27 protein-coding genes are annotated in these 24,495 nt (G+C 66.1%); 16 read left to right on the top strand and 11 right to left on the bottom strand.

Translation table 11 applies throughout. The annotated features are described in order from the left end of the window. The first annotated feature begins 180 nt into the window (after positions 1-180). The 6 genes from ACWEKS_RS24640 (at position 181) to ACWEKS_RS24615 (ending at position 5,484) form a co-directional block, all read left to right on the top strand. Entirely contained in the window at positions 181-1,185 is a 1,005-nt protein-coding gene (locus tag ACWEKS_RS24640; RefSeq protein ID WP_452342248.1) for a quinone oxidoreductase family protein, read from the top strand. Further along, positions 1,182-1,883 carry an SDR family NAD(P)-dependent oxidoreductase gene (locus tag ACWEKS_RS24635; protein ID WP_452342247.1) on the top strand — a complete coding sequence of 234 codons (702 nt, stop codon included), beginning with the start codon at positions 1,182-1,184 and terminating at the stop codon, positions 1,881-1,883. Before ACWEKS_RS24640 ends, ACWEKS_RS24635 begins: the two co-directional genes overlap by 4 nt. A 254-nt stretch (positions 1,884-2,137) precedes the next feature. Next, positions 2,138-2,632, top strand: coding sequence for a MarR family winged helix-turn-helix transcriptional regulator (locus tag ACWEKS_RS24630; protein WP_452342246.1), 495 nt, complete (start codon positions 2,138-2,140; stop codon positions 2,630-2,632). 227 nt (positions 2,633-2,859) lie between these two features. Further along, positions 2,860-3,432 carry an NADPH-dependent FMN reductase gene (locus ACWEKS_RS24625; protein ID WP_379388003.1) on the top strand — a complete coding sequence of 191 codons (573 nt, stop codon included), beginning with the start codon at positions 2,860-2,862 and terminating at the stop codon, positions 3,430-3,432. 99 nt (positions 3,433-3,531) lie between these two features. Continuing rightward, positions 3,532-4,917 (top strand): mercuric reductase, encoded by a 1,386-nt coding sequence (locus ACWEKS_RS24620; RefSeq protein WP_452342245.1) that lies wholly within the window; start codon positions 3,532-3,534, stop codon positions 4,915-4,917. Positions 4,918-5,103: 186 nt separating this feature from the next. Continuing rightward, positions 5,104-5,484: a hypothetical protein gene (locus ACWEKS_RS24615; protein ID WP_452342244.1), complete on the top strand. Its 381-nt coding sequence runs from the start codon at positions 5,104-5,106 to the stop codon at positions 5,482-5,484. A gap of 29 nt (positions 5,485-5,513) precedes the next feature. Here ACWEKS_RS24615 and ACWEKS_RS24610 read toward each other — a convergent pair whose 3' ends face one another. Both ACWEKS_RS24610 and ACWEKS_RS24605 read right to left on the bottom strand, forming a co-directional pair. Next, entirely contained in the window at positions 5,514-7,019 is a 1,506-nt protein-coding gene (locus ACWEKS_RS24610) for a catalase (RefSeq protein ID WP_452342243.1), read from the bottom strand. A 276-nt stretch (positions 7,020-7,295) separates the two neighbouring features. Further along, on the bottom strand, positions 7,296-8,036 hold the full coding sequence (locus ACWEKS_RS24605) for an SDR family NAD(P)-dependent oxidoreductase (RefSeq protein WP_452342242.1): 741 nt from the start codon (positions 8,034-8,036) through the stop codon (positions 7,296-7,298). 392 nt (positions 8,037-8,428) lie between these two features. On the opposite strand from ACWEKS_RS24605, the gene ACWEKS_RS24600 reads away from it, so the two are divergent. Then, positions 8,429-9,118 carry an alpha/beta fold hydrolase gene (locus ACWEKS_RS24600; protein WP_452342241.1) on the top strand — a complete coding sequence of 230 codons (690 nt, stop codon included), beginning with the start codon at positions 8,429-8,431 and terminating at the stop codon, positions 9,116-9,118. Between the two features lie 87 nt (positions 9,119-9,205). On the opposite strand, the gene ACWEKS_RS24595 is transcribed toward ACWEKS_RS24600, so the two are convergent. The 3 genes from ACWEKS_RS24595 to ACWEKS_RS24585 all read right to left on the bottom strand — a co-directional run bounded on the left by ACWEKS_RS24595 (position 9,206) and on the right by ACWEKS_RS24585 (position 10,645). Then, positions 9,206-9,763 carry a choice-of-anchor K domain-containing protein gene (locus ACWEKS_RS24595; protein ID WP_452342240.1) on the bottom strand — a complete coding sequence of 186 codons (558 nt, stop codon included), beginning with the start codon at positions 9,761-9,763 and terminating at the stop codon, positions 9,206-9,208. Between the two features lie 216 nt (positions 9,764-9,979). Then, positions 9,980-10,237, bottom strand: coding sequence for a hypothetical protein (locus ACWEKS_RS24590; RefSeq protein ID WP_452342239.1), 258 nt, complete (start codon positions 10,235-10,237; stop codon positions 9,980-9,982). A gap of 48 nt (positions 10,238-10,285) precedes the next feature. Continuing rightward, the gene (locus ACWEKS_RS24585; RefSeq protein ID WP_452342238.1) at positions 10,286-10,645 is read right to left on the bottom strand and encodes a response regulator transcription factor; all 360 of its coding nucleotides are present in this window, start codon (positions 10,643-10,645) and stop codon (positions 10,286-10,288) included. 381 nt (positions 10,646-11,026) lie between these two features. On the opposite strand from ACWEKS_RS24585, the gene ACWEKS_RS24580 reads away from it, so the two are divergent. Then, positions 11,027-11,914 (top strand): oxidoreductase, encoded by an 888-nt coding sequence (locus ACWEKS_RS24580; RefSeq protein ID WP_452342237.1) that lies wholly within the window; start codon positions 11,027-11,029, stop codon positions 11,912-11,914. A 298-nt stretch (positions 11,915-12,212) separates the two neighbouring features. Here ACWEKS_RS24580 and ACWEKS_RS24575 read toward each other — a convergent pair whose 3' ends face one another. After that, the gene (locus ACWEKS_RS24575) at positions 12,213-13,088 is read right to left on the bottom strand and encodes an SDR family oxidoreductase (protein ID WP_452342236.1); all 876 of its coding nucleotides are present in this window, start codon (positions 13,086-13,088) and stop codon (positions 12,213-12,215) included. Between the two features lie 113 nt (positions 13,089-13,201). Here ACWEKS_RS24575 and ACWEKS_RS24570 point away from each other — a divergent pair, with 113 nt between their 5' ends. Then, positions 13,202-13,777: a TetR family transcriptional regulator gene (locus ACWEKS_RS24570; protein ID WP_452342235.1), complete on the top strand. Its 576-nt coding sequence runs from the start codon at positions 13,202-13,204 to the stop codon at positions 13,775-13,777. A 543-nt stretch (positions 13,778-14,320) separates the two neighbouring features. Here ACWEKS_RS24570 and ACWEKS_RS24565 read toward each other — a convergent pair. Next, positions 14,321-14,773 (bottom strand): hypothetical protein, encoded by a 453-nt coding sequence (locus ACWEKS_RS24565; protein ID WP_452342234.1) that lies wholly within the window; start codon positions 14,771-14,773, stop codon positions 14,321-14,323. Between ACWEKS_RS24565 and ACWEKS_RS24560 the strand changes: the two genes are divergently transcribed. Next, positions 14,772-15,131, top strand: coding sequence for a hypothetical protein (locus ACWEKS_RS24560; RefSeq protein WP_452342233.1), 360 nt, complete (start codon positions 14,772-14,774; stop codon positions 15,129-15,131). The two genes, ACWEKS_RS24565 and ACWEKS_RS24560, sit on opposite strands and share 2 nt — an antisense overlap. Here the strand turns inward: ACWEKS_RS24560 and ACWEKS_RS24555 are convergent. The 3 genes from ACWEKS_RS24555 to ACWEKS_RS24545 all read right to left on the bottom strand — a co-directional run bounded on the left by ACWEKS_RS24555 (position 15,084) and on the right by ACWEKS_RS24545 (position 16,904). Beyond that, positions 15,084-15,281: a three-helix bundle dimerization domain-containing protein gene (locus ACWEKS_RS24555; protein WP_452342232.1), complete on the bottom strand. Its 198-nt coding sequence runs from the start codon at positions 15,279-15,281 to the stop codon at positions 15,084-15,086. The two genes, ACWEKS_RS24560 and ACWEKS_RS24555, sit on opposite strands and share 48 nt — an antisense overlap. Before the next feature lie 92 nt (positions 15,282-15,373). Then, positions 15,374-15,784 carry an alpha/beta fold hydrolase gene (locus tag ACWEKS_RS24550; RefSeq protein WP_452342231.1) on the bottom strand — a complete coding sequence of 137 codons (411 nt, stop codon included), beginning with the start codon at positions 15,782-15,784 and terminating at the stop codon, positions 15,374-15,376. Between the two features lie 103 nt (positions 15,785-15,887). Beyond that, positions 15,888-16,904, bottom strand: a complete 1,017-nt coding sequence (locus ACWEKS_RS24545) for a GlxA family transcriptional regulator (protein WP_452342230.1) — start codon at positions 16,902-16,904, stop codon at positions 15,888-15,890. Positions 16,905-16,980: 76 nt separating this feature from the next. Between ACWEKS_RS24545 and ACWEKS_RS24540 the strand changes: the two genes are divergently transcribed. The 6 genes from ACWEKS_RS24540 (at position 16,981) to ACWEKS_RS24515 (ending at position 23,555) form a co-directional block, all read left to right on the top strand. Beyond that, positions 16,981-17,607 (top strand): TetR/AcrR family transcriptional regulator, encoded by a 627-nt coding sequence (locus tag ACWEKS_RS24540; RefSeq protein ID WP_452342229.1) that lies wholly within the window; start codon positions 16,981-16,983, stop codon positions 17,605-17,607. A gap of 132 nt (positions 17,608-17,739) precedes the next feature. Continuing rightward, the gene (locus tag ACWEKS_RS24535; protein ID WP_452342228.1) at positions 17,740-18,702 is read left to right on the top strand and encodes an alpha/beta hydrolase; all 963 of its coding nucleotides are present in this window, start codon (positions 17,740-17,742) and stop codon (positions 18,700-18,702) included. Between the two features lie 59 nt (positions 18,703-18,761). Then, positions 18,762-20,039 carry an MFS transporter gene (locus ACWEKS_RS24530; RefSeq protein WP_452342227.1) on the top strand — a complete coding sequence of 426 codons (1,278 nt, stop codon included), beginning with the start codon at positions 18,762-18,764 and terminating at the stop codon, positions 20,037-20,039. A 262-nt stretch (positions 20,040-20,301) separates the two neighbouring features. Further along, positions 20,302-20,679, top strand: coding sequence for a cytochrome P450 (locus tag ACWEKS_RS24525; protein WP_452342226.1), 378 nt, complete (start codon positions 20,302-20,304; stop codon positions 20,677-20,679). 405 nt (positions 20,680-21,084) lie between these two features. Next, the gene (locus ACWEKS_RS24520) at positions 21,085-21,786 is read left to right on the top strand and encodes a type 1 glutamine amidotransferase domain-containing protein (protein WP_452342225.1); all 702 of its coding nucleotides are present in this window, start codon (positions 21,085-21,087) and stop codon (positions 21,784-21,786) included. Positions 21,787-21,848: 62 nt separating this feature from the next. Then, entirely contained in the window at positions 21,849-23,555 is a 1,707-nt protein-coding gene (locus ACWEKS_RS24515) for an alpha-keto acid decarboxylase family protein (protein ID WP_452342224.1), read from the top strand. Positions 23,556-23,847: 292 nt separating this feature from the next. Here the strand turns inward: ACWEKS_RS24515 and ACWEKS_RS24510 are convergent, their stop codons facing one another. Further along, the gene (locus ACWEKS_RS24510; protein WP_452342223.1) at positions 23,848-24,486 is read right to left on the bottom strand and encodes a nitroreductase/quinone reductase family protein; all 639 of its coding nucleotides are present in this window, start codon (positions 24,484-24,486) and stop codon (positions 23,848-23,850) included. Between the last annotated feature and the right edge of the window lie 9 nt (positions 24,487-24,495).

Raw genomic sequence — 24,495 nt, 5'->3', positions numbered from 1 at the left:
GTCATGGGGTTTACGCGCCTTCGATCTCGGCGGGTCTTGTTCCGCCCGGACAGATAGTCACCGTCAGTTGGAATAGGATGCCCTGGTAGGCCGTTTGCCTGACTAGGACAGGTAAATGCCTGACTGCAGCGCCGCCGACCACCGACGACGCAGTGCCAAGCCTCCCAGGGGAGTTCTGACGTGAAAGCTATCCAGATGACGCAACAGGGCGGACCGGACGTCCTGCAGTTGGTGGACGTGCCCGACCCGGTGCCCGGTCAGGGCCAGGTGGTGGTCCGCGTCCAGGCCGCCGCGGTCAACTTCTCGGACGTCATGCGCCGCCGCGGCGACGTGTACCCGGTCCCGACGCCCGTCCCGTTCGTGCCCGGTGCGGAGGTAGCCGGGACGGTGGTCGCGGTCGGTGGGGGCGTCGACAACCTTCCGATCGGAACACCGGTGTTCGGCACCGTCGGAAACGATGCCTCCGGCGGTTATGCGGAACTCGCGGTGGCCTGGGCCGGGAGTCTGATCCCGATTCCGCCTGGCCTGTCACCCGACTCGGCCGCGGGTATCGTCGTCTCCGGCCTGGCCGCTGCCATCATGCTGGACGAGGTCGCCCACCTCCAGCCCGGTGAGACCGTCTTCGTGCCGGCCGCGGCCGGTGGCGTGGGCAGCTACGCCGTGCAGATCGCAAAGCTGAAGGGCGCCACCGTGATCGCCGGTGCCGGTACCGCGGCCAAGCGAGAGATCGCGCTGCGGCTCGGAGCCGATCACGCCGTCGACTACACCGCTCCGCACTGGACCGACCAGGTCTTGGAGCTCACCGGCGGCCGCGGCGTCGACGTCGCGCTGGAGATGACCGGGCCCGCACGCCTCATGGAAACGTTGACGATTCTGGCGCCGTTCGCGCGGGTCGTTGTCTACGGTTCGGTCTCCGGAACCCTGGAAGGTCTGGACCCGGCAGCCCTGGAACCGTTGCTGTACGACCCCGCACCCAGCCAGGCCCTCATCGGCTTCAACCTCGGTATCTGGTTCGAACACCGCCTCGCCGATGCGGGTGCCGCGCTGCAGCGGCTGGTCGGCTGGGTCGCGTCCGGGGCGATCAGTGTCCCCGAGATTCACACGCTGCCACTGGCCGAAGCCGCCGAGGCGCACCGCCGGCTCGAAAAGGGCGTGACCAGTGGGAAGTTGGTGCTGAAGCCATGACCGCCACGACAACCGGCCGGGTAGCCGTCGTCACCGGCGGCGCGGGCGCGATCGGATCTGCCATCGTCCACGAGTTGCGGGCGAGCGGGCACCGCACCGTCGTGCTCGACCGCGGCGGCGATATCGAGGTCGATCTCGCGGACGAGCAGTCCACGCGGCAGGCCGCCGCGCAGGTTCTCGAAAACTTCGGCCGCGCAGACGTTCTCGTGCACAGTGCGGGCGCCTTCGACCAGGCCTCACTGCAGGACCTGGATGCCGAGACCTGGCGACACGTCCAAGCGGTCAATGTCGAATCGGTGCTGTGGCTCGCTCAGGCCTTCACGCCGGGCATGGCAGAGCGCGGGTTCGGACGGATCGTGCTCGTCATCTCCGACACTCTCTGGGAGCCGCCCGCACCCGTCCTACTCCCCTACATCGCCAGCAAGGGCGCGCTGACGGGCATCATGCGGTCGCTGGCACGGGCTCTCGGATCCGACGGCATCGCGGTGACCGCGGTCGCGCCCGGCCTCACCGACACTCCCGGCTCACGCACCGTCAACACCGACGACGACTTCGCCGCCCAAGTCGATCGGCAGGCATTGGCCCGTCGACTCGTCCCGGCCGACACGGCGGCAACTGTCGCCTTCCTGGCCACCGACGCAGCCGCCGCACTGACCGGCCAAACCCTGGTCGTCGACGGCGGATTCGTCCTGCGGTGACGACGGCCGGGCCGAACCTCGCCACATGAGTACCACTGTGTGACACGACATCCTGCCGACGAACACGTGGGGTATCCGACCGGGCCCGGCACAATGCCGACCGGGCCCGGTCGATCTCTATGGGGTTACCTGTCCAAGACAGCACTTTGTGCGATCGAACTGTTCCGGAACACGGCCGACACCATGGAACTCCGGCCGACGTTGGGCTCGGGTCATCGACTACACATCGACTGAGCTGCGATACGTTGGTCGCCATGACGACCGGATCAACATCTCGCAGTCGCGTCGCGGCATCGACGGCTGCTTCCGGTGGCCCGGTCAGCAATGCTCTCATTCGAGCCACACGCCTGCATGCGATGCGTGCCCGGCAACTACTTCAGGGCCTGGGCCTGCATCCCGGCCACGAACTTCTGCTGATGCACCTGTGGGACACCGGCCCGCAGCGCCAATCGGACCTGGCAACCGAATTCGACACGGATTCGGCCTCGATGACCCGCACGGTGCAGCGCCTCGAGCGGGCCGGATTCGTACGTCGCCGCCAAGATCCAACCGACGGCAGAGCCACCCTGGTCGAGTCGACACCGGCCGGAATGGCCTTGCGCAGCCGCATCGAGCAACTGTGGACGGACCTCGAAACCGACACGGTCGGCGACATGAGCACGACCCAGCAACGACAGCTGCTCCGCGCCCTGGCGAAACTCGAGACGAACCTGTCCTCGAGCACATCCGTCCGCGACACCACCGGCTGAATCGACGCCGGGAGGTCTCGCAGTTCTGGCGAATATTGTTGGGGCGGAAGCGGATTCGCAGGACGATCCACTCCCGCGACGCTGCCGCCGACCGGCGGTGTCCGATACCCGGGCGAGCGACCGCTGCGAAGTGCTACGTTGGCCCTGCACTCCCGTCGAAACCGCCGTGCGTCTACGACGCCAGGCGCTCCGTTCAGCATCGGAAATCTCTGGTCAGGAGGCATCGCGTGAGTACCTACACCGTCGGCTACATCATCGGCAGTCTGTCCAAGGAATCCATCAACCGGATCCTGTCCAAGGCCCTGATCCAGCTGTCACCACCCAAGTTGACGTTCACCGAGATTCCGATCAAGGATCTGCCGCTCTACAACCACGACTACGACGCCGACTACCCGCCGGAGGGCCGCGCGCTCAAGGCGGCCATCACCGCCGTCGACGCCCTGCTGTTCGTGACGCCGGAGTACAACCGCTCGATCCCGGGCGCGCTGAAGAACGCCATCGACTGGGCCAGCCGCCCGTGGGGCGACAATTCGTTCACCCTCAAGCCGTCCGCCGTCATCGGCGCCTCGCCGGGCAAGATCGGCACCGCGATTGCTCAGCTCAGCCTGCGCAGTGTCCTGGGCTACTGCAATTCCCCGCAGATGACTTCCCCGGAGGCCTACATCCAGTTCCGCCCCGATGTCTTCACCCCGGACGGCGATGTCCTCGACGACTCGACGAGGCAGTTCCTCACCCGGTTCATGGCGGATTTCACCGCTTTCATCGACAGCGTGCACGGCGTGGTCCCCCAGCTCGGCTGACCGATTCGCGCGGCCGGTGGCGCGTGCGTGCCGTACCGGTGGTTCCCTGCCGCCGCGACCGGCCCGCCCGGCTCAACGAGGACGAGGGGAGAAGTCGTCATGGCCGATGAGCACTACGACACCATCGTGATCGGAGCCAGCCAGGGCGGTCGGTTCCTTCCCGTCGAGCTGGCGAAGGCGGGCCAACGGGTGGCGCTGGTCGAGCGTGGCCAACTCGGCGGTGTCTGCGTGAACATCGGGTGCACCCCGACCAAGACGATGGTCGCCAGCGCCCGTCTCGCCCACCAGGCGCGCCGCGCCGCGGAGTACGGCGTGCGGATCGGTCCGGTATCGGTGGACCTGGCCGCGGTGCGCGAGCGCAAACGGGCCATGGTCGCCGGAGCGCGAGAGAACTACGCGAGCCGCCTGGCACAGGACGGGCTCGACCTGATCGAAGGCGAGGCTCATTTCACCGGGCCGAAGTCGGTCGAGGTCGCTTCGACCGACGGCGGGAGGCGGCAGATCAGCGCACCGGTGATCGTCATCGACACGGGCGCCCGGCCCAAGCCGCTGGCGATCCCCGGCGCGGACCAGGTCCCCGTGCTCGATTCGACGTCGATCATGGAGTTGGACCAGCTCCCGGAGCATCTGATCATCGTCGGCGGCGGCTACATCGGGCTGGAGTTCGGGCAGATGTTCCGCCGGTTCGGCAGCGAGGTCACCATCGTCCAGCACGCCGCGCACCTGCTGACCCGCGAGGACGAGGACGTCTCCGAAGAGGTCGCCGCTCTCTTGCGCGATGACGGGATCACGGTCTCGACCTCGTCGAAGCCGGTCCGGGTCGCGCCGGCCGACGGCGGCCGCCTGCGACTGACCGTGCGCACGGACGACGGTGAGCGGCAGCTCGAAGGCTCACACCTGCTCTCGGCCATCGGCCGCATCCCGAACACGGAGGCACTGACCCCCGAGGTCGCCGGTGTCCGTCTCGACGACCACGGCTTCGTCGAGGTCGACGAGTACCTGAACACCACCGTGCCCGGCGTCTACGCGATGGGAGACGTCACGCCCGGCCCGGCCTTCACCCACTCTTCCTACGACGACTACCGCATTCTGCACGCCAACCTGATCGGGCACGAGAAGGCGAGCACGCGGGACCGGATCGTCCCATACACGGTGTTCATCGACCCGCAGCTCGGCCGCGTCGGCATGACCGAGCGCGAGGCCAGGGCGAACGGGCACGCGATTCGGGTGGCGAAGCTCCCGATGAGCGCCGTCATCCGGGCCATCGAGACCGGGGAGACCCGCGGCTTCATGAAGGCCGTCGTCGACGCGGACAGCGGACAGATCCTGGGCTGCGCAGTCCTCGGCAGTGAAGGCGGCGAGATCATGACCATGATCCAGGTCGCCATGCTGGGCAAGCTCACCCACACCGCCATGGCCGACGCGATCTTCACCCACCCCCTCCTGGCCGAAGGCCTCAACACCCTCTTCACAATGTTCGCCTGAGCCGTATCGGGGCGTACGGGGTGAACAACCCATTCCAAAGGGCCTACGGCTCAGGGCAACTCGTGAATATGGAGAGGTAGAGGATGCCATGAGGAAGCCGCTGCGCGTCGGTGTCATCGGCGCCAACCCGAATCGCAGCTGGGCCAAGGATTCCCACCACCCGACCACCTACTGGTCCAGGCACGCATGATCAGCGGCTGCGCCCTGGCCGTCGAAGTCGCCGGCAACCGGCCACCCCAGACGCCGTTCACGTTCGAAGTTGTCGGCACCGACGGCGGAATCCTGCTGGCCGGCGGTCATCCGAACGGCTTCGAGGTGGGTCGGCTCACCCTCAGCCTCAACGGTGAGCGTCAACAGGTTGACGAGCCCCCCGACACGCTGCCGGACGCTGCGGTCAATGTGGTGGAAATGTATTGCGCGCTGGCCCGCGACATCACCTCCGGTGAACACACCATCCCGGATTTCGACCACGCCCGGCGCTTGACCCGCCTGCTCGATGACGCCGTGCAGTCATCCAACACTGGCCACCGCGTCACACAGCAGGACTGGCCCATGAGCGATTCTTGACCGGACGGATTCATCGCGGATCGCCGAAGCTATCTCGTGTGGCCGACCTTCGGTCGCTCTGCGGCGGTCGGTTCGTGTTGCGCCTGCTTGGCCCGTACTCCTCGTTCGACTCGGTCACCGAGATCCTTGTCGATGTTGCGCAGGTAGACGAACGCCCTCGTGAGCACGGGTTGACTCACTCCGTCGAACAGGTGCGCAACGATGTTGTCGACCAGTCGTGTCCTGGCGTCGTCGTCGAGAACCGTCCGGACCAGGGTGCGAGCCTGTCCCCAGTCGTCGTCGTCCGCGCGCAGGGTGTAGGCGGTTCTGACCATCTCGCCGTCGGCATACCAACCTGCAGACGGTCCCGCCGCAGCGGGATCGGCGTGCGGTCCGCCCTTCGAGTTGGGCACATACACCGGATCGCCGGGGTTGTGGTGGCGCATGGCCCCGTCCTTCGCCCACGATCGGACCTCGGCGCCGTGTGGCGAATTGACCGGTAGCTCTTTGTAATTGATGCCAATCCGGTGCCGGTGCGCGTCGGCATAGGAGAACCAGCGCCCGAGCAGCATCTTGTCGGGGCTGGGGCCCGTGCCGGGTACTGCGTTGCTGGGCTCGAATGCCGCTTCTTCGATGTCGGTGAAGTAGTTGGCCGGGTTGCGGTTCAAGGTCATCTTGCCGACGTCGATCAACGGATAGTCGCCGTGTGGCCATACCTTGGTGAGATCGAAGGGGTTGTAGCGGTAGGTCTTCGCGTCGTCGAACTGCATGATCTGCATCTTCAGGGTCCAGCTGGGATACTCGCCGCGTTCGATCGCTTTCCACAGATCACGCTGGTGGTAGTCCATGTCGATCGAGACCATGTGATCGGCTTCGTGCTGGGTGAGGAACTTGATGCCCTGATCGGTCTCGAGGTGGTACTTCACCCAGAACCGTTCGCCCGCAGCGTTGATCCACATGTAGGTGTGGCTGGAGTACCCGTTCATGTGCCGGAAGGTGGCCGGGATGCCGCGATCGCCCATCAGCCAGGTCACCTGGTGCGCCGATTCCGGTGACAGCGTCCAGAAATCCCACTGCATGTCGTTGTCGCGCAAATTGTTGTCGGCGCGGCGCTTCTGTGACCGGATGAAGTCCTGGAACTTCATCGGATCCCGCACGAAGAAGACGGGTGTGTTGTTGCCGACCAGGTCGAAATTGCCCTGTTCGGTGTAGAACCTCACCGCGAACCCACGCAGATCCCGGACGGTGTCGGGATATCCCTGCTCGCCGGCGACGGCGGAAAACCGCACCAGCACTTCGGTTTGCGTGCCGGGCTGGAACACAGCGGCCTTGGTGTAGGCACTGACATCATGGGTGACTTCGAAGGTGCCGAACGCCCCGCCGCCCTTGGCATGCGGTTGCCGTTCCGCCAGGCGCTCACGATTGAACGACGCCATCTTTTCGATCAGATACGCGTCGTTCAGCAAGATCGGGCCATCCGGGCCAACTGTCAGGGAATGGTCATCACTGGGTGCCGGAATTCCGGCGGCATCGGTGGTGTAGTTCGGCTCAGACATCTCTCTCCTTGTCCACAGACATAGAGCGACGGCCACAAAGTCGTGGGTCGGTGTCGAACACGGCACCGCGGACAACCCGGCCGCGTGCAGGCGGCGAGCACGAGTCGAGTGCTCGTGTCGAGACCGAAACGCATATAGACGCGAACGGGCTCTTCCAGCGAATCCCGTCGTGCTCCAATTCGATCACGTCCGAGGGACCCTTTCAACCCACCTGGCAACCGGTCGGCACCGACCCACCACTGGGCACATGAGTCCGGGTACCACCGGCTCGCGGGGCTAGATCGCGATGCGCCCACCGTCGACCGGCAGTATCGCGCCGTACACGTAGCCCGCTCGACTGCCGGCCAGAAAGGCGATGGCCTCGGCGATCTCCTCCGGTGTTCCCGGCCGTCCCGCGGGCGTGGTCGCCGCCAGCTCGTCGAGGCCCTCGAATGCCGCCGTGCCCTCGGTGCGGATGGGTCCGGGGCTGACCGCGTTGACCCGCACCCCGCGGGGCCCGTACTCGGCGGTCCACGCCTTGGTCAGCAACGCCACCGCGGCCTTGCTGGACCCGTACAGGCCCATCCCGGAGGCACCGAATTCGTCGGCCATGGTGGTGACATTGACGATGGCGCCGTGGCCTCGCTCGGCCATCTGGGGGGCGAGTTCGGCCACCAGGAAATACGGTGCCTTGACGTTGACGGCGTACACCGCGTCGAAATCGGCCTCGGTCGTCTGTTCCGTCGGGCCGAACGGGTAGATGCCCGCGTTGTTGACCAAGACATCGATCTCGCCGAGCCGGGTGACCGCGTCACGGGCCAGCGCTTGCGCGGATGCCTTGTCGCGCAGATCCGCCGGGATGAACACCGCTGTGCCACCGAACGCCTCGATCTCGGCGACCACCTGCTTGCCGCGCTGCTCGTCGCGCCCCGACAGCGCCACCCGCGCACCGCGCCGCGCCAATGTCAGCGCGGTGGCGCGCCCGATTCCGCTGGTGCCGCCGGTCACCAACGCAGAGACTCCAGACAGTTCCGACATCGGATCTCCTCACTGGTTGATCTGATCGAACCGTTCGCCCGGCATCGGGGACGTCGCCGACGCCGCTGTCGACTACGACCATTTCCTCGGGCAATAGCGGACGTTCTGCACCGCACCGGGTTCGGGACTCTCGCGCGACCGGAGCTCCAACCCGCATACCGGTCCATCGGACAAGCCCCATCCCGGACCCATCCACCAGGCTAGCTCCGCCACGACAACGATGTCTCGGCCTACAGGGGAGCCGAGATCGGGTGGTTACACCTGCGACTGCCATGTCATCTGCTGATCACTTCGGTGTCGCCGATCTACGTCAAATGACGGATGCGTCAGCTGTCGCGCGCTTTATATTCGGTTGTGCCGTATGGCAATTCACTCGCAGAGGGAGAGTTCGGATGAGTGCGCAGGACAAGACCGTCGTGCTGGTTCACGGTGGCTTCGTCGATGGTGCCGGATGGCGGGGTGTCTATGACGAGCTGACCCGGGATGGGTTCGCGGTGCGGGTGGTTCAGAACCCCACCAAGTCGCTGGAGGACGACGCCGCGACCACCCGTCAGGTGCTCGACGGAATCGACGGCCCGGTCGTGCTGGTCGGGCATTCCTATGGTGGGGCGGTCATCACCGAGGCCGGGACGCACGAGAAAGTGGCCGCGCTCGTGTACATCACCGCGTTCGCGCCCGACAAGGGCGAATCGGTGAACACGCTGCTCGCCTCGTTCCCGCAGGACGGCCCGCAGCCGCCGATCCTGCCGCCGGTGCAGGGGTATCTGTTCCTGGACCGGGCCAAGTTCCCGGATTCCTTCGCCGGTGACCTTGCCGAACAGGATGCCACGTTCCTGGCCGACTCCCAGGTGCCGTGGGGTGTGGAAGCGCTCGGCGGGGCCATCAGTGAGGCCGCGTGGCGGTCCAAGCCCAGCTGGTACCTGCACGTCACCGAGGACAAGATGATTCCGCCCGCGGCGCAGGCATCGATGGCCGAACGTATCGGTGCGACCGTGGCCGAAACCCCTGGCAGCCATGCCATTTACGTGTCCCGCCCCGAAGTGGTCGCCGCCATCATCCGAAACGCGGCCGAAGCCGCCTGACCCAGCGGTCAGCGACGACGGGCTGTCGGCCACACGCTGAGGTGGGGCCGACAGCGCACGCATGATCCTCGCGCCGGCTGCCGCGGTTCAGGAGCCCGGCTCGATGATCGGCTCGAATCGGGCTACGAGCCAGACTCTTTTGATTCCCCCCTCAGGGTTTGCGAACTGGGGCTTCACCTGGCCCTTGTCATCCAAGAAACCGCTGATCGTCACCTTGTATTCGACATCATCGACGCGCACGATGTCGTCCTCGTGGACTGTCGGGAGTTTGACCACATCGTCCACGTCCCCAGGCTGGTTGGGCGTCTCGTTATGGCGGAAACGCAGGGTGAACGTATGGTCGAACCCCTCGTCCTGGAAGTCGACAGTAACCGTCAAATACACCGAGAACTGACTGTGTTTCAGCTGAATTCGGCGGTTGTAGTGCGCGAAGATACCGAGATTGAAGTCCTTACCGTCCAGGCGCGCCTCGACGTCGGTGAGGCCGGTGAAGTCGTAACCGCTCTTCCCCTGCTGGCCACTTCCCCATCTGATGCTGGATCTGACTCCGCTGCTTGATTTGACGCCCGGCTGCCTCAGACCCTCGAACTGCGACTCCTCGACGCTGACGCGCGTCCAAACACCCTTGGTATCGACTTTCCCCATGACAGATTGCCCCCTTGTTCTGGACTGACCGACGAACTGCTATCTATCGAGACACTCCATCATTCCCCAGCAGCAGCGTTCTGTCACCGAAATCGGTTGTGCACCAGTCAACTCCGGTGACAGACGTGATGAGCCGCATGCCACCGGTGTCGGCACATCGCCGTTGCGTGGCCTCCCGAAGGACATGTCACCCGGCGTCTCCCAGGCGGGCATCGATCAGGCCGACCGGGAGAGACACTGGATCATCGCGAAACCCGAAGAGAGAGTTGGTTTCATCGTGTTCGACTCCGTGTCTCGATCCACAATCGGTTCGCCGAAGGCCGTCTCAATGCCGCCGAGAACTGCTTGGACCGCCCGGAAACCGTTGTCGCCCCGCTGACGTGCGCCCGGCTCGGAATTACCCATGTCGTGGCGCCGAACGTTCCGGTCACCATGCTGCGCGACCGGATCGACGACGCTGTGGTCGTTTCCCATGCAGAGAGGTGTTGACCGCCCGGCGACGCGGCGGAATCGGTAGACGTTTCAGGCCGCCTGCGGTGACGGGAGATGGACACGGATGTGGTCGAGCAGTTCACGGGTTCTGAGCGGTTTGGGCAGGTAGTCACACGCACCGGCGGTGTAGGCGTCATCGATGGCATCGGGATTGCCATCGAGGGAGACCGCGATGATCGGAATCGGTGAACGATTCCGCAGCTGCCGGCACAGATGCGCGCCCGGCAGGTCCGGCAGATCCAGCTCGAGCAGCACCAGGTCCGGATTCCATTGCCGAGCGAGGGTCAAAGCATGCTGCGCGGTGGGGGCGGAAATCACCTCGTGGCCGGCATTGGCCAGCACGAGTACCTCGATCTCTGCCATCGCCGGGTTGCTCTCGACGACAAGCACCTTGCTGGACTCAGCCGCACGGGTGCGCGGCAGCGTGAATTCTGTTGTAGAGCGCGGGAATTGGCTAATGGTGAATCCTTCGCAGACGGGTCCCCGACTATCGAATCCGCAGCGCGATGGAGCTGAATGGAGGCGATCCTGCGCTCACAGTGTCGGTGCCGCGATCGAACAACCACAACACTATGCCAATCCGCAATCTTTCAGCAACGAATCTGTGAACAGTTTTCATGACGTTCACACGACCGCGGGCATCGGCTATAGCGTCTCCACCGAGCAGGTGAAGGGTCATCACCGGATTCCGGTGGTGACTTCTCACCGGCCTGGCCGGGAGTCTTGATTCCGATCACGTCGGGTAGCAGCGAGACAGCGCAGGAGGGATCCATGCCGGGCCTTGTCGCCGGGTTCGAAGAGGCGGGGACGTTCCCACTCGGCCGCCGAGAAGTCCACCGAATCGGATACGGTGCCATGCAACTGGCGGGCGATGGGGTCTTCGGGCCGCCGCGCGACCACGATGAGGCGCTGGCGGTGCTGCGCATGGCGATCGCGAGCGGTATCGACCACATCGATACCGCGCACTACTACGGACCCGGCACCGTCAACGAGCTCATCCGGGAAGCACTGCACCCGTACCCCGCGAATCTGGTGATCGTCAGTAAAGTCGCGGCGCGACGCGGCGACGACGGGGCCGTCCTGCCATATGACGAGCCCGATCAGCTGCTCCTGGGCATCGAGGAAAATCTCCAGGCACTGAACATCGAGCGCCTGGGTGCGGTAAACCTCCGCATCATGGACCGGGCGGCACCCGGTGCCCGATTCGATGCGCAACTCACCGCGTTGATACGGGCCCGAGAGGCCGGGCTGATCGACGGGATCGGACTGAGCAACATCTCACGCGAGCACCTCCTGCGTGCGCTGGACCGCACACCGATCGTGTGCGTACAGAATCTGTTCAATATCGTCGAGCGGGGCTCGGCCGACGTGCTGGCCGAAACCGCAAGCCGCGGCATCGCTTTCGTCCCCTTCTGTCCGCTGGGCATGTCCCGCACCGCCCGCCGCCAGATCCTGACGAGCCCACGCCTCACCGACATCGGACAACGACTCGGGGGAACGCCGGCCCAGATCGCGCTCGCCTGGTTGCTCGACCTCTCCCCCAATATCCTGCTCATTCCCGGAACCCGGACCCGCGCGCACCTGGCCGAGAACATCCGATCCGGTCGCATCACGTTCGATCAGGAAGCACGCCGCGAACTCACAGGTCACGGCGCATGAACGCCACGTCCCCCGCCTGTTCTCGGCAGCCCTGACACAGGTCTGCGGCAGCAGAGCTGTCGCAGACCCATCCGACGCCGCGCTTCGCTCGCTGGAGCAGCTGCGGGATCACTACTTCTTCGGCCTCATGCGGAAGAGCGTGGCTCGCGGCAACCATCTCGACCGGATGGTCGTTCCCGTCGAGGCTCGGCCACAGAAGACACACCAATCGCTTCGACGTTCGATGAGCTTCCGTACCGCGACCCGGATTCCGATGGCCGCAATAGCAAGTGACGGCACTGCACCGATGCGGCGCGGCTCAGTCCTGGAAGTAGTGGCGTTCGGCCAGGTCCGCGAGCAGCGTTGGGCCGTTCGGTGTCCAGCCCAGCGTGTCTGCGGCGGGTCTGCCGTCGCCGGTCATCGGCATACTCCACATCATGCCCAGCCAACCGAAGTGGCTGACCGCGTCGGCGGGGTCGATCGAGGTGGTCGGCACCCCGAGCTGGCGGCCGACGGCCTCGGCGATATCGCGGGTTGCCACGCCCGGATCGGCGACCGCGTGCCACACCGTTCCGGCTTCGGCCTTGTCCACCGCGAGTCGAAACAGCCGCGCGGCGTCGTCGCGGTGCACGGCCGACCAGGCGTGCGCGCCGTCCCCGACATAGCCGGACACGCCCTTCTCCCTCGCGATCTCGACGATTCGGTGGATGAATCCGCGGTCGCCCGCGCCGTGCACCGTCGGCGGCAGACCCAGCACCACCGATCGGATGCCGCGTTCGGCGAGCCGGACCGTGGCGGCGGCCGTGGCGCGGCGGATCATCGGCTCATCGGCCACACCGGGCTGACCGGTGTCGAACGGCACCAGCCCCGAGGCGATCACCAGCGGCCGATCGGAACCCGCGAGAACATCGCCGAACAGGTCGACCACCCGGCGATCGATGCGCTGATTCTCCTCGAACTGGGAGAAGTCGTGGAGGAAAGCCAGGTGAACCACCCCATCGGCCTCGTCTGCAGCCGCACGCAAACTATCCGGATCGAGGAGATCGCCGCGGCGCACCTGCGCGCCGGCCGCGGTCAAGGCCGCGGCCGAGGCGTCCGACCTGGCCAGGCCGACAACCTCGTGACCTGCGTCGATGAGTTCGGGAACGACGCGGGAACCAATGAAGCCGGAAGCTCCGGTGACGAAAAGACGCATGAGAAAACCCTCTCGACTAGTGATGTCAGCATCTGACATCAGAGTAGCTTCCATGTCAGCATCTGTCATCACTTCTACGTCAGTTGCTGACGTCACTGTCTTACAATCACGGAATGGGTCGTTGGGAACCGAACGCGCCGGGCCGTCTCGGCCGGGCGGCAATGGAGCTGTATCTGGAGCGCGGCTTCGATCAGACCACCGTCGCCGACATCGCCGAGCGAGCCGGGCTCACCGAGCGCACATTCTTCCGGCACTTCGCCGACAAGCGTGAGGTGCTGTTCGGCAACCAGCAGATCCTGCACGACATCATCACCAACGCCATTGCCGAGGTGGATGATTCAGCGTCACCGATCGCGGCGATGGGGGCGGGCCTGGAGGCGGTGGCCGAACTGATCGGGCAGCGCCGGGACTTCGCCCAACAGCGCCAGTCCGTGATCGCCGCGAACCCCGCACTACAGGAACGGGAGCTGACCAAGCTCGCCGCGCTCGCGGCAAGCAGCGCCGAGGCGCTACGCCTGCGCGGCGTCCCCGAGCCGACCGCGGGCCTCACCGCCGAAGTCGGCATCGCGGTCTTCAAGATCGCCTACACCGCGTGGGCCGATTCTCCGCCGGACCGCAGCCTGGTCGAGTTCATTCGCGAAACGCTGGCCGAACTCGAGGCGGTCGCCACCGGCACCGCGGTCCAATAGACATTCCAGCGGATGGCTTGACGGCAGTCGGAGTGCTCATGCCCGTGGTCGCGGTAGGCGCCGCGTACGCGACAGTCGCGGCGATCTACTGGTGGGAGCAGCGCCGCCTCTCCTCGCCACGGGCAGGAATATCAGCGCCGTTGCGGCGACGCGGGCCGCTGGTGCGGCGCGGTTATCCGGCCGACCGAAAGTCATGGGCGATGTTGCGGCGCAAGGTCTTACGCGATCCACCCATCGGAGATCACCTGGCAGAACGCGATCGCCGGGATTATCACCGGCGACGACGCGCACCGGCCGACCCCCTCAGCCCTGCCCGGGCGCGCTGTCGCATTGCGCGAAGCGCTGCGCGACAGCGCTGATGATACGTTGACGCCCGGCGAACGAACGCTGATAGCCGAGTGGCTCGACCGCTTGGCGGGAGACATTCTCGAGGCCTGCGGATCGGTCGCGTAAACAGTGTCTGCACTCCCCGAAGAGCAATAGGCTGAAAACATCTCCGCGCCGCTCAGGCTGAGCGATCCCTACCTCGAGCCTCACGGGCCCTCACTTGCTTTCGCGCACAACCTCATCCGATGCAGCAAGGGACTCGGGCGTGAAGACGTAGCGAGTGAACCACCGCGGGATCCGGCGGCGCAGCGCCGGGTCGCCGTGTAAGGCGACGCCGGGTTGCTCCTGGAGGTCGTGCCAGGACAACTCACCGATCCACCAGCGGGTGACCTCGGCGGTGGGAGCAGTGAGCCAGACATCGACCGGGGCTCCGGTGTCGTCGCGGCACAAGTTGACGCCCGTCGGCGACACGTGTAGCCAGAAGAATCGGTCGGCGGGTCGGCGGTCGGTGAAGGTCAGCGCGAGGACCACGGTACGGGCGGGCAGCTGGCTGCGTGTGACTACCTGCCCAAACCGCTCAGAACCCGTGAACTGCTCGACCACATCCGTGTCCACCTCACAGCACCGCAGGCGGCCTGAAACGTTCGCCGAGCCCGCCTCGGTCGCCATGTGGAAGGCCGAACCCGGTTGGGGTGTCGATTCGGCCGCTGACCACACCATCAACCCCGAGGCCCCGAATTCCGTTTCATTGTTCGATCGTTCGAAATCATCGGGATGTCTGCCGCAGGCCGGGGAATCGCTGGCGGAGGTTCCGGATCTGCCGATGAACCTGCGCGAGTTCGACCTCGACGGCCTGGTTGGGTTTGTCGTCTCGCCACTGGCTGCGCCGGAGAACCAGGCGTTCGGCGTGGTACTCGAGTTCCGCGAGGAACATACGCGCCTGGGCGGTTTCGGGATCGTCACTCACCGGCGGCTCGTATCAGCCGGTTGCCGAAAGCCTCCGCAGTGCGCCGCGCTCGACCAGTAGCGGAATGAAATCGCGGACCGGCCGGCCGTCGAAGCCGCGGTGGATTTCGGCGACGATGCCCTCGACGGTGTCGGTGCTGATTGTGGGGAACTGTCCGGCGAGGCGTCGGACGAGTGCCGCGATCTGCTGATCTTCGTCATTTGCTGCCATGGTTCATGGTTGTGCGCGACCCCCTGCGTCGTCAACTACCCATATTTCCGATTCGGGCAGTATGTCACGTTCGATCGCGAGCAGCACGGCAATCACGTTCTGCGCCAAAGCGATTGACGATGCCGCCGCGGCTCGCGGCCCTCGACCGGGTAGAGGGTGTAGACCAGATCGGCCGCGAGGTCGGAATCCGGGAAGCCGCGCTGCAATTGGCCCAGACTCTCCCCCTCCTCGAGCGCGTAGCCGGAGACGTAGGCGAATCCGGCCACCGCGACACCGGCGACGGTGATGACCGCGCCACCATAGGAGTGACCGGCCACCAGCACCGGACCGTCGATGGCCTCGACGATCGCCCGGATAGCGGCGGCGTCGGCGGACAGGCTGCGATTGTAGACAGGCGGGACCAGGACCGGAATGCCCTGGGCGAGTCGCCGTTCGGTCACCGGGGACCGGCTGGCGGCATCAGCGAAAGCACCATGAACCAGGACTACCGTCGGGGCGGGCATGCGACTCCTTTCGTCGGGACACGGGCCGGAGGCACCGCGCCCCTTCGAGTTTCGAGCTGCCGCGCGGTGACCGCCGCGCCCTGCGAGCCAGGAATCCGCCGAATCAGGACACCGCCAGCTCCGCTTCCTCGGACCGGGCCGCCGCTTGGGAGCCCGTCGTGCGGAATCGCTGCTGGTATTTGCGCGGCGAGATACCCAGGCGCGCGATGAATGCGCGACGCAAGGTCTCGCTGTTGCCGTAACCGGCGGCGACGGCGGCCTCGGTGACGGAATGCCCGGCGTGCAACAGGTCTCGGGCGGTGCAGAAACGGACGAATCCCACGTACTCGGCGGGAGAGCGTTCCAGTTCGGTGCGGAACAACCGGGTCAAGTGGCGCGGACTGACCCTGGCGTGCGCGGCCAAGGTCTGAACCGTGTGTGCATAGGCCGGATCCGCGCAAATCAGATCCACCACCCGACGCACCAGCGCACTGCGCGGCGCGGGTCCGTTCAGCGAGGCCGAGAACTGCGATTGCCCGCCCGCGCGCTGCATGTGCACCACCAGCGATTGCGCCACCCGCCGCGCCACGTCCGGCCCGTGGTCCTCCTCCACCAGGGCCAGCGCCAGATCCACGCCCGCCACCACTCCCGCTGAGCTGTACAGGTTTCCGTCGCGCACGAAGATGGCATCGGGCCGCACATCGATCGCCGGATACCGATGTTCCAGCTCGCCTGCGAACTTCCAGTGGGTCGTCGCGCGGCGGTCGTCGAACAACCCGAGTTCGGCCACTACGAATGCGCCACTGCAGATGGAGGCGAAACGCCGAGTCCGGGACGAGAGCGAGCAGGCCGCGGCCAGCACCTGTCCGGTAACGAAGCGAGCCGGCGGCAGCTCGCTACCCGGGATCACCACGGTGTCGAAACGCCCCGAATCGGCCGCGGCGCCACTGACTTCGATCCGAGTACCGATCGAGGTCAGCACGGGACGCCCGTCGGGTGACATCAGCACCACCTCATAGTCGGAGACCGTCTGATTGGCTTCCACGAATACCTCTGCCGGACCCACGAAATCGAGCATCTTGACCCCGTCGAAGATCAGGAAACCGATGCGCTTGCGCGGTGCACCCGCGAATGAGGACATGTCACCCAGTATTCTGGAGCCACGCCTCCAAAACAAGGCTTGCGCATCGCAGCACGTGGATTGGTACGGTGACCCCATGGGACGACCGAGACAGTTCGACGAATCGAATCTGCTCGAGGTTGCGATCGAGCAGTTCTGGTCCAAGGGATTCGACGACACCTCGGTGGACGACATCTCGCAAGTCGCGGGCGTCGGCAATGGAAGCATCTACACGGCATACGGCAGCAAGCGCGGCCTGTTCCTGGCCGCATTCGCCCGCTACTGCGATCGCCGGGCCGCCTTCGTCCGCGAAACCGTACTCGCCGCACCGGGTTCCGCGCGGGCGGCGGTCCTGGCGCTGCTGCGGGCCATCATCGCCGACTGCGCCGCGCAACCCCATCGCCGCGGCTGCCTGATGATCAACAGTGTGGCCGCCCTGGGCTCGCGAGTCCCGGAGGTGGCCGAGATAGGCGCGCGGACCACCGCGGCCATGGAGGACGCGGTGGCCGAGCGGCTCCGCGGGGCCGCACCCGCCGGCGATCACGACACGATTCCCGTGCTCAGCGCCCACATCGTCCTGGTCTCGCAGGGCCTGATCCAGCTCAGCCGCCTCGATGCCCCGGTGCATCGCCTGCACGAGATCGCCGAGATCTCCCTGGCCACGGTGCCCGCGGCTTGGGCCGACCACATCGACGCCGGGCCCCGGAAGGCGCACGCGCGCTAGCCGATCGGCGCGTGTCCCGATTTCAGGGATTCCTGGCCCGTGAAGCGGGGCCGTCACCCACTCCCGAAGCGAACACTGAACGAGCGTGCGCAGCACCGCGCGCACCTCGACGCGACCAAAGGGAGAACGATCATGGCAGGCAATCCGCACGGCATCTCACTCGAACCCGCCGCCCAGGCCTTCGTGGACGCAACCTCGGAACCGCCGTTCCTGTACCAGCTTTCGCCGGAGGAGGGCCGCAAAACCGTCGACGGGGTGCAGGATTCCCCGATCTTCAAGCCGGAAATCGACGAGGAATGGATCACCGTCGAGGGCGGGCCGACCGGATCGATCCGGGTACGCATCGTCAAGCCCAAGGACGCCACCGGGACCCTCCCGGTCATCATCTACACCCACGGCGCGGGCTGGGTCTTCGGCGATGCCCACACCCACGACCGCCTCGTCCGCGACCTGGCGGTCGGGGTGAACGCGGCCGTGGTGTTCCCCGAGTACGACCGCTCCCCCGACGTGCACTACCCGGTCGCCAACGAGCAGTCCTACCGGGTCGCCCAGTGGGTCACCATCGACGGCGCCGGCAAGGGCCTCGACAGCACCCGCATCGCTGTCGCCGGAGACTCCGTGGGCGGCAATATGGCCATCGCGCTGACCCTCATGGCCAAGGACCGCGGCGACGTCTCATTCCGTCAGCAGGTGCTGTTCTACCCGGTCACCGACGCCAACTTCGACACCGCCTCCTACCGCGAGTTCGCCACCGGCTACTTCCTGACCCTCGAAGGCATGCAATGGTTCTGGGATCAGTACACGACCAGTGAGTCGGATCGCTCCCAGATCACCGCGTCTCCACTGCGTGCCTCGATCGACCAGCTGACCGGCCTGCCGCCCGCCCTGGTCATCACCGCCGAAAACGATGTCCTGCGCGACGAAGGCGAGGCGTACGCCGCCAAACTGCGCGCCGCCGGCGTCCCGGTGACGGCCGTCCGCTATGGCGGCATCGTCCACGACTTCGTCATGCTCAACACACTGCACGACACCAACGCCGCCAAAGCCGCCGTGGCGCAGGCGGTCAGCGTCCTGACCCAGGCCCTGCACGACTGACCTCGGCCCGGCCGCCACGGCCAGAATGGAACGGCCGACCCGAAGGGGATACGAACGCGATGGATCGTGACGCATTGACGGTGGCGCCCGAAGCGGCCACGGCACACCAGATTCCGCGACGGGCGCGGGCGAATGCCTTTCGCGCATTGCGGTCGCGCCCGTTCCGCTGGTACTTCGCAGGGCAGATCGCTTCCGCCAGTGGCACGTTCGTGCAGGCGACGGCGATCGGATGGCTGGTGTTGCAGCTGACCGGATCACCGGCCTCCCTGGGTGTGGTGCTGGCCGCGGGCGGGGTGCCGCCGCTGCTGTTCGGGCCGTGGGGCGGGGTGGTCGCGGATCGGGTCGATCTGCGACGCTTGCTGATCGGTACGCAGGTGGTCTACGGAGTGCTGGCGGCGGTTCTGTGGGCGGCGGCTGTGGCCGGGCGGGCGGGGATCCCGCTGGTCATCGGCGTGACCGTGGCGGGCGGCGTGGTACAGATCGTCGATTCGCCCGCACGGCAGGCCTTTGTGGCACAACTGGTTCCGCCCACGGATCTGGCCAGTGCGGCCAGCGTCAACGGCGTGGTGATGAACAGCGCCCGCGTGGTGGGGCCGGCGCTGGCGGGGCTGCTGATCGCATTCATCGGCACCACACCGTGTTTCGCGGTGAACGCGATCTCCTACCTCGCGGTGGTCGGGGCGCTGTTTGCGATCCGGCCGACCGCGCCCGCTGCTGTTGCCGTCCGGGCGCGGTCGGGCGGGGTGCTGTCCGCACTGCGCTACGCCCGCACCCGGCAGCAGCTGTGGCTGCCGCTGACCATGATGGCGCTGGTCGGACTGTTCGCCTTCAACTTCCCGGTGCTGCTCCCAGTGTTGGCGGAGCGCACTTTTCACGGCACCGGCGGCACCTACGGCCTGCTGTCGACCATGCTCAGCATCGGTTCGGTGGGCGGCTCGCTCGCGGTCGGACTGGTACGCCACCCCCGCCGCATCTATCTCGTCACGACCGCAGCCGCCTTCGGCATCAGCCTCGCCGCGACGGCAGCCGTACCGAATCCGGCCACCGCCTGCACCGCCCTGATCGCGACCGGGTTCACGGGCTTCAGCTTCGTCACCATGGCATCGACCGCCCTGCAACTGCACGCGGATCCGAGCTATCGCGGGCGAATCATGGCGCTGTGGGTCTTCGTCTTCCTCGGCACCACACCCATCGGCAGCCTGATCACCGGGTGGATCATCGACGCCTCCGGGCCACGGGCGGCGCTGCTGGTGGGCGCGCTCTCGTGCCTGGTGGCCGCGGCCATCGCGGGACGGGTCCACACGCCGCCTCATCCGGACGGACCCGATGCGGGCTGAGTCTGGAACGCGCCGCCCTTACATGCGCGGTGCTGGAATGTTTCAGCGAAACCGATCGTGAGCGAATCCGTCCCCGGTTGTCCTGTGCGCCAGACGATTCGAACCCGTTCTACTGTGCTCTACATGATGCCAACGGCGTAGAGCGCGAGGTCTTCTGCGGCACTTTCATTTTCGACAGCGCCAGAGGTGGGAACCGCATCCTGATCGTGCGCGAGCTGTCCGGCGCGGGCGTCGCCGACCGCACCACGGCGGCGCTGGGGAGGTGTTGCGCTACGATCCGCCGGTCCAGATGACCAGCCGCCGCACCACCGCGCCGATTCACGTTGCGGGACAGCTCATTCCGGCCGGAGACCGCATGATCATGATGCTCGCCGCTGCGAATCGCGACCCCCACCGCTTCACCGACCCACAGCGCTTCTGGCCGGAACGCCCCGACAACGCCCACCTGTCCTTCGGAGGCGGCGTGCACTATTGCCTGGGCGCCGCGCTCGCCCGCATGGAAGGCCAGACCGCGCTCATCGCCTTCGCCCTCCGCCTCAGCGAACCGCGCCTGCTCGAAGTGCCGCCGCCCTACCGGCCCAACACAATTCTGCGTGGTCCACGGCAGCTGCTCGTCGCATACGACCGAATCCGCGAATGAGCCGACTACCAATTCAACTCGACTGTCCGGCCGGTAGTACCCGACGGCGTCGATACCGAGTCATGGCGCAGCGCGGTGGAGCGGCGTCGTGCGACGCCGACTTCGTACTCGATCAGGTTGCCGCGGGCGTGGCCGGGAGCGGCCAAGAAGGGGTCTCGGGTCGGCGGCGACCGGGAGAAATCCGCGCCTAACGGGGCCATGCGCTTGGGTGGAGTTCCCAGCCAAGCGCGAAAGTGGTTGCCGCTGTTCCTATTTCTTGCCGGAACCGCCACTGATTGGCGTTGGCCGGGGACCGCGAACCAGCTGGCACGGGGCAGACCGTTGTGTAGGATCGGGGAGATTGCGGTTCGGTTGCCAAATGTTTTCCGATTGACGGGCATGTGGGATCCGAGAGGAGCTTTCGCGATGGCAAAGGTGCTCTTTATCGTCAGTGGTGCCAGTTACTGGGTGATGAAGGACGGCTCACGATATGCGACCGGATACTGGGCCGAGGAGTTCGCCAACCCATATCGGATCCTCACCGACGCCGGGCACCAGGTGGTCGTCGCAACACCGAACGGTGTGATCCCGACAGTCGACATGATGAGTCTGCGCCCTCAGATGGCGGGCGGCATCGACGGGGCCCTGCGGCTCGAGTCGATCATCCGCGAAGCGGAGGTATTGCGGCGGCCGTTGCAATTGCCCGATGTCCGTCTCGAGGATTTCGATGCGGTGTACCTGCCGGGCGGGCACGGTCCGATGGCGGACCTGGCGTTCGATGCTGACTGTGGGCGGTTGCTCACGCAGCAGTTGGCCTCGGGCAACCCGCTTTTCATCGTCTGTCACGCTCCGGCCTCGATCTTGTCCACCAGGATCCGAGGCGAATCGCCGTTCGAGGGTTATCGCCTCACCTGCTTCACCGACGAGGAAGAGGAGGCCGTGGGCGTCGCCGCACTCGCCCCATGGCTACTCGAGACGGACCTCAGGGAGAAGATCGGCGTCGATTTCAGCCGCGGGCCGATATGGGAGCCGTACATGGTCGAGGATCGCAACCTGACCACCGGCCAGAACCCGGCCTCGGCTGCTGTCCTCGGCAACCGGATGGTCGAGATACTGAAAGGTGCCTGACCGATTCGGCCAGGCTCGAGACGATGACTTCCTCGTGACCCGACGATTCGGAGGAGCACGTGATGTCCATGCGCGAGACCCGGCGAATGACGATCGGCGACTTTCTGCTTCGCCGTTTGGCAGAGGCCGGGATCAGCCACCTCTTCGGCGTCCCCGGCGACTACAACCTCGAGTTTATCCAGCAACTCCAAGACCGCAGCGCCATCGAATGGGTCGGCAATTGCGGCGAGCTGAATGCGTCCTATGCGGCGGACGGCTACGCACGGCTGAAAGGCATGGGCGCACTCCTCGTGACGAACGCTGTAGGCGCGATGAGTGCGATCAACGGGGTCGCCGGCTGCTATGCCGAGCATGTTCCCGTGGTCTGTATCTGCGGGTCGATTCCACTGCGGTCCATCGATCGGGGCCTGGGGATGCACCACACGATGGCCGACGGGACCTGGGACCGCTTCCTCGGCGCGTTCGCGCAGGTGACCGCCGCACAAGCCAGGCTGACCCCGCGCAACGCCGCCATCGAGATCGACAGGCTGATCCTTACCGCTTGGCGGGAGAAACTGCCGGTGTACCTGGAGCTGCCGTCCGACATCGCCTACCTCGATATCGAGGTTCCGGTCGAGCCGCTGGTCCTCGAACAGCCATCCAGCGACCCCGAACGGCTGAGGTCGTGCATCGCCGGGGTCGCCGCCCACCTGTCGGGCGCCACAGCACCGGCGATTCTGGTGGATCTGGACGCGGACCGGTTCGGCGTCGCCGCAGAGGTCATGGAACTCGCCGAGAAGATGCAACTTCCGGTCGCGGTGAGCAACACCGCCAAGGCGGTAATCGACGAGACGTTCCCTTATTACGCCGGCGTCTACAACGGCGAAGCGAGTGCGCAGCACACACTCGACGCGATGGCGGCCGCCGATTGCCTGCTCTGCATCGGATACCGACCCATAGAAGCGACGACGGGCGACTTCACGGTCTCGCTGCCCGCCGACACGATCCACCTGCGCGCGCACTCGGTCGACGTCGGAAGGGACAACTACCAGGCGGTATCGCTCCAGGAAGTTCTCCGCGGCGTCATCGACGCTGTGCCGCGCGTTACCGATCGCGCCACACCCTGGCCCGTGGCAGCCGCGCCACCCGCTCACACCGACCGGTCTGCGAAGCTGACGCAGGCGGCGTATTGGCAAGCCATCCAGGACTACATCCGGCCCGGGGATGTGCTGCTCGTCGATAACGGCACGTCGTACGCCCTCTTCGGCCTGAAGCTCCCGCAGGGCTGCACCTTCGTCGGATCGGTCAACTGGGGGTCGATCGGCTACTCGGTCGCTGCCCTGCTGGGCACGCTTACCGCGGCACCGGACCGGCGCCACCTACTGTTCGTCGGTGACGGCTCGTTCCAGCTGACCGCGCAGGAGCTGTCGACCATCCTGCGGCACGACCACAAGCCGGTGATCTTCCTGATCAACAACGGGGGATACACCATCGAGCGCGGATACCTCGGCAAGAGCGAGTCCTACAACGACATCGCCCCGTGGGCATACGCGGAGCTGCCGAAGGTGCTTCGCCCCGACACCACGGCGCGATCATTCGTCGCAAAGACTCCAGCGGACCTGCACAACGCCCTCTCCGCACCCAATGACACGTTGATCTTCATCGAATCGATCATGGATCCCTTCGATTCTCCCGCCCCGGTCACCGAAAGCAGCAACAGAGGAGCCGAACTCGACTACGGGCCCCGTGGCCCGCAACACCACGAAGGCACCCAGCTTCGGCCGGTGTGACCCGCAACGTAGATCCGGGGAGAACAGCAGGCTCAATCCGTGCAAGGCACTGGTCACCAGGACACGGGCAGGGTCGACATTCTCACGCGCACCGATCCAGGAACGCAGCGGCTCGATGCCGTTGACCACCGAATACTGCAGTGCCGCAGCCGATTCGGCTCGATCTTCGAGCACCTCGCGATCGGCGCGAGCCAACTAAGAATCAGCGTGATCAACGAAACCGATAGGCGTTTCGACTCGTCACCCATCAGCAAATGCAATCGCACTCCGATACACCAGAACCCGTAGCCATTCAAAGCTCTGTTGTCGACCGAACCGAGCCCGGAGGCGCGTCCAAGTCGATCCGGATGACGAGCAGGTCGGCGCCCAGCGCGCGGACCATGATCGCGTTGAGAATCCGCAGTGGTCGCCAGCGAGCCAGTCGCCGTTGCCTTTCCAGCGGATCCTCGCCGGGAAGAACTGTCGCCTGGCCGGTGCGCCAGACGAAGCGCCAGCCCTGCCGGAGTTTCACCCGGACGGCGGGTTCGGCCATGAGATTGCGGACGTATCCGGCCCGGTACCCGTGTTCGGCGATGATCCAGAAGACGTCGCCGGCCGATCCGTTGCCCACCGGCGTTCGGTATCGCCGTCCGGTTCGCCGCCCCACCGTCTCCACGAGCGCATAGCCGAAGGGCACGAAACCGATCCGGAACAACAGGCGCACAACGGGATTGAGCAGACAGCGCTGGAAGGCCGCCGCCACGGCGCGTTTCCGGCTCGGCCACGCGATGGTGAGCGGAATGTTGGCGAGCAGAAGCGCCGACTCCACGGAGGGAACCAGCGGTGACGAGGAGGCCGTGGGGTCGACCTTCCATGCGATCCATATCAGGGCGGCCAGACCCGCGGAACCGGTGATCACGGTGCGCGAGCGGGCTTTTCGACGTATTTCCATACACTCGTA

The sequence above is a fragment of the Nocardia sp. NPDC004711 genome, assembly GCF_053601595.1.
The sequence above is the reverse complement of the archived record's forward strand: the minus strand, read 5'-3'. Positions and strand labels throughout refer to the sequence as shown.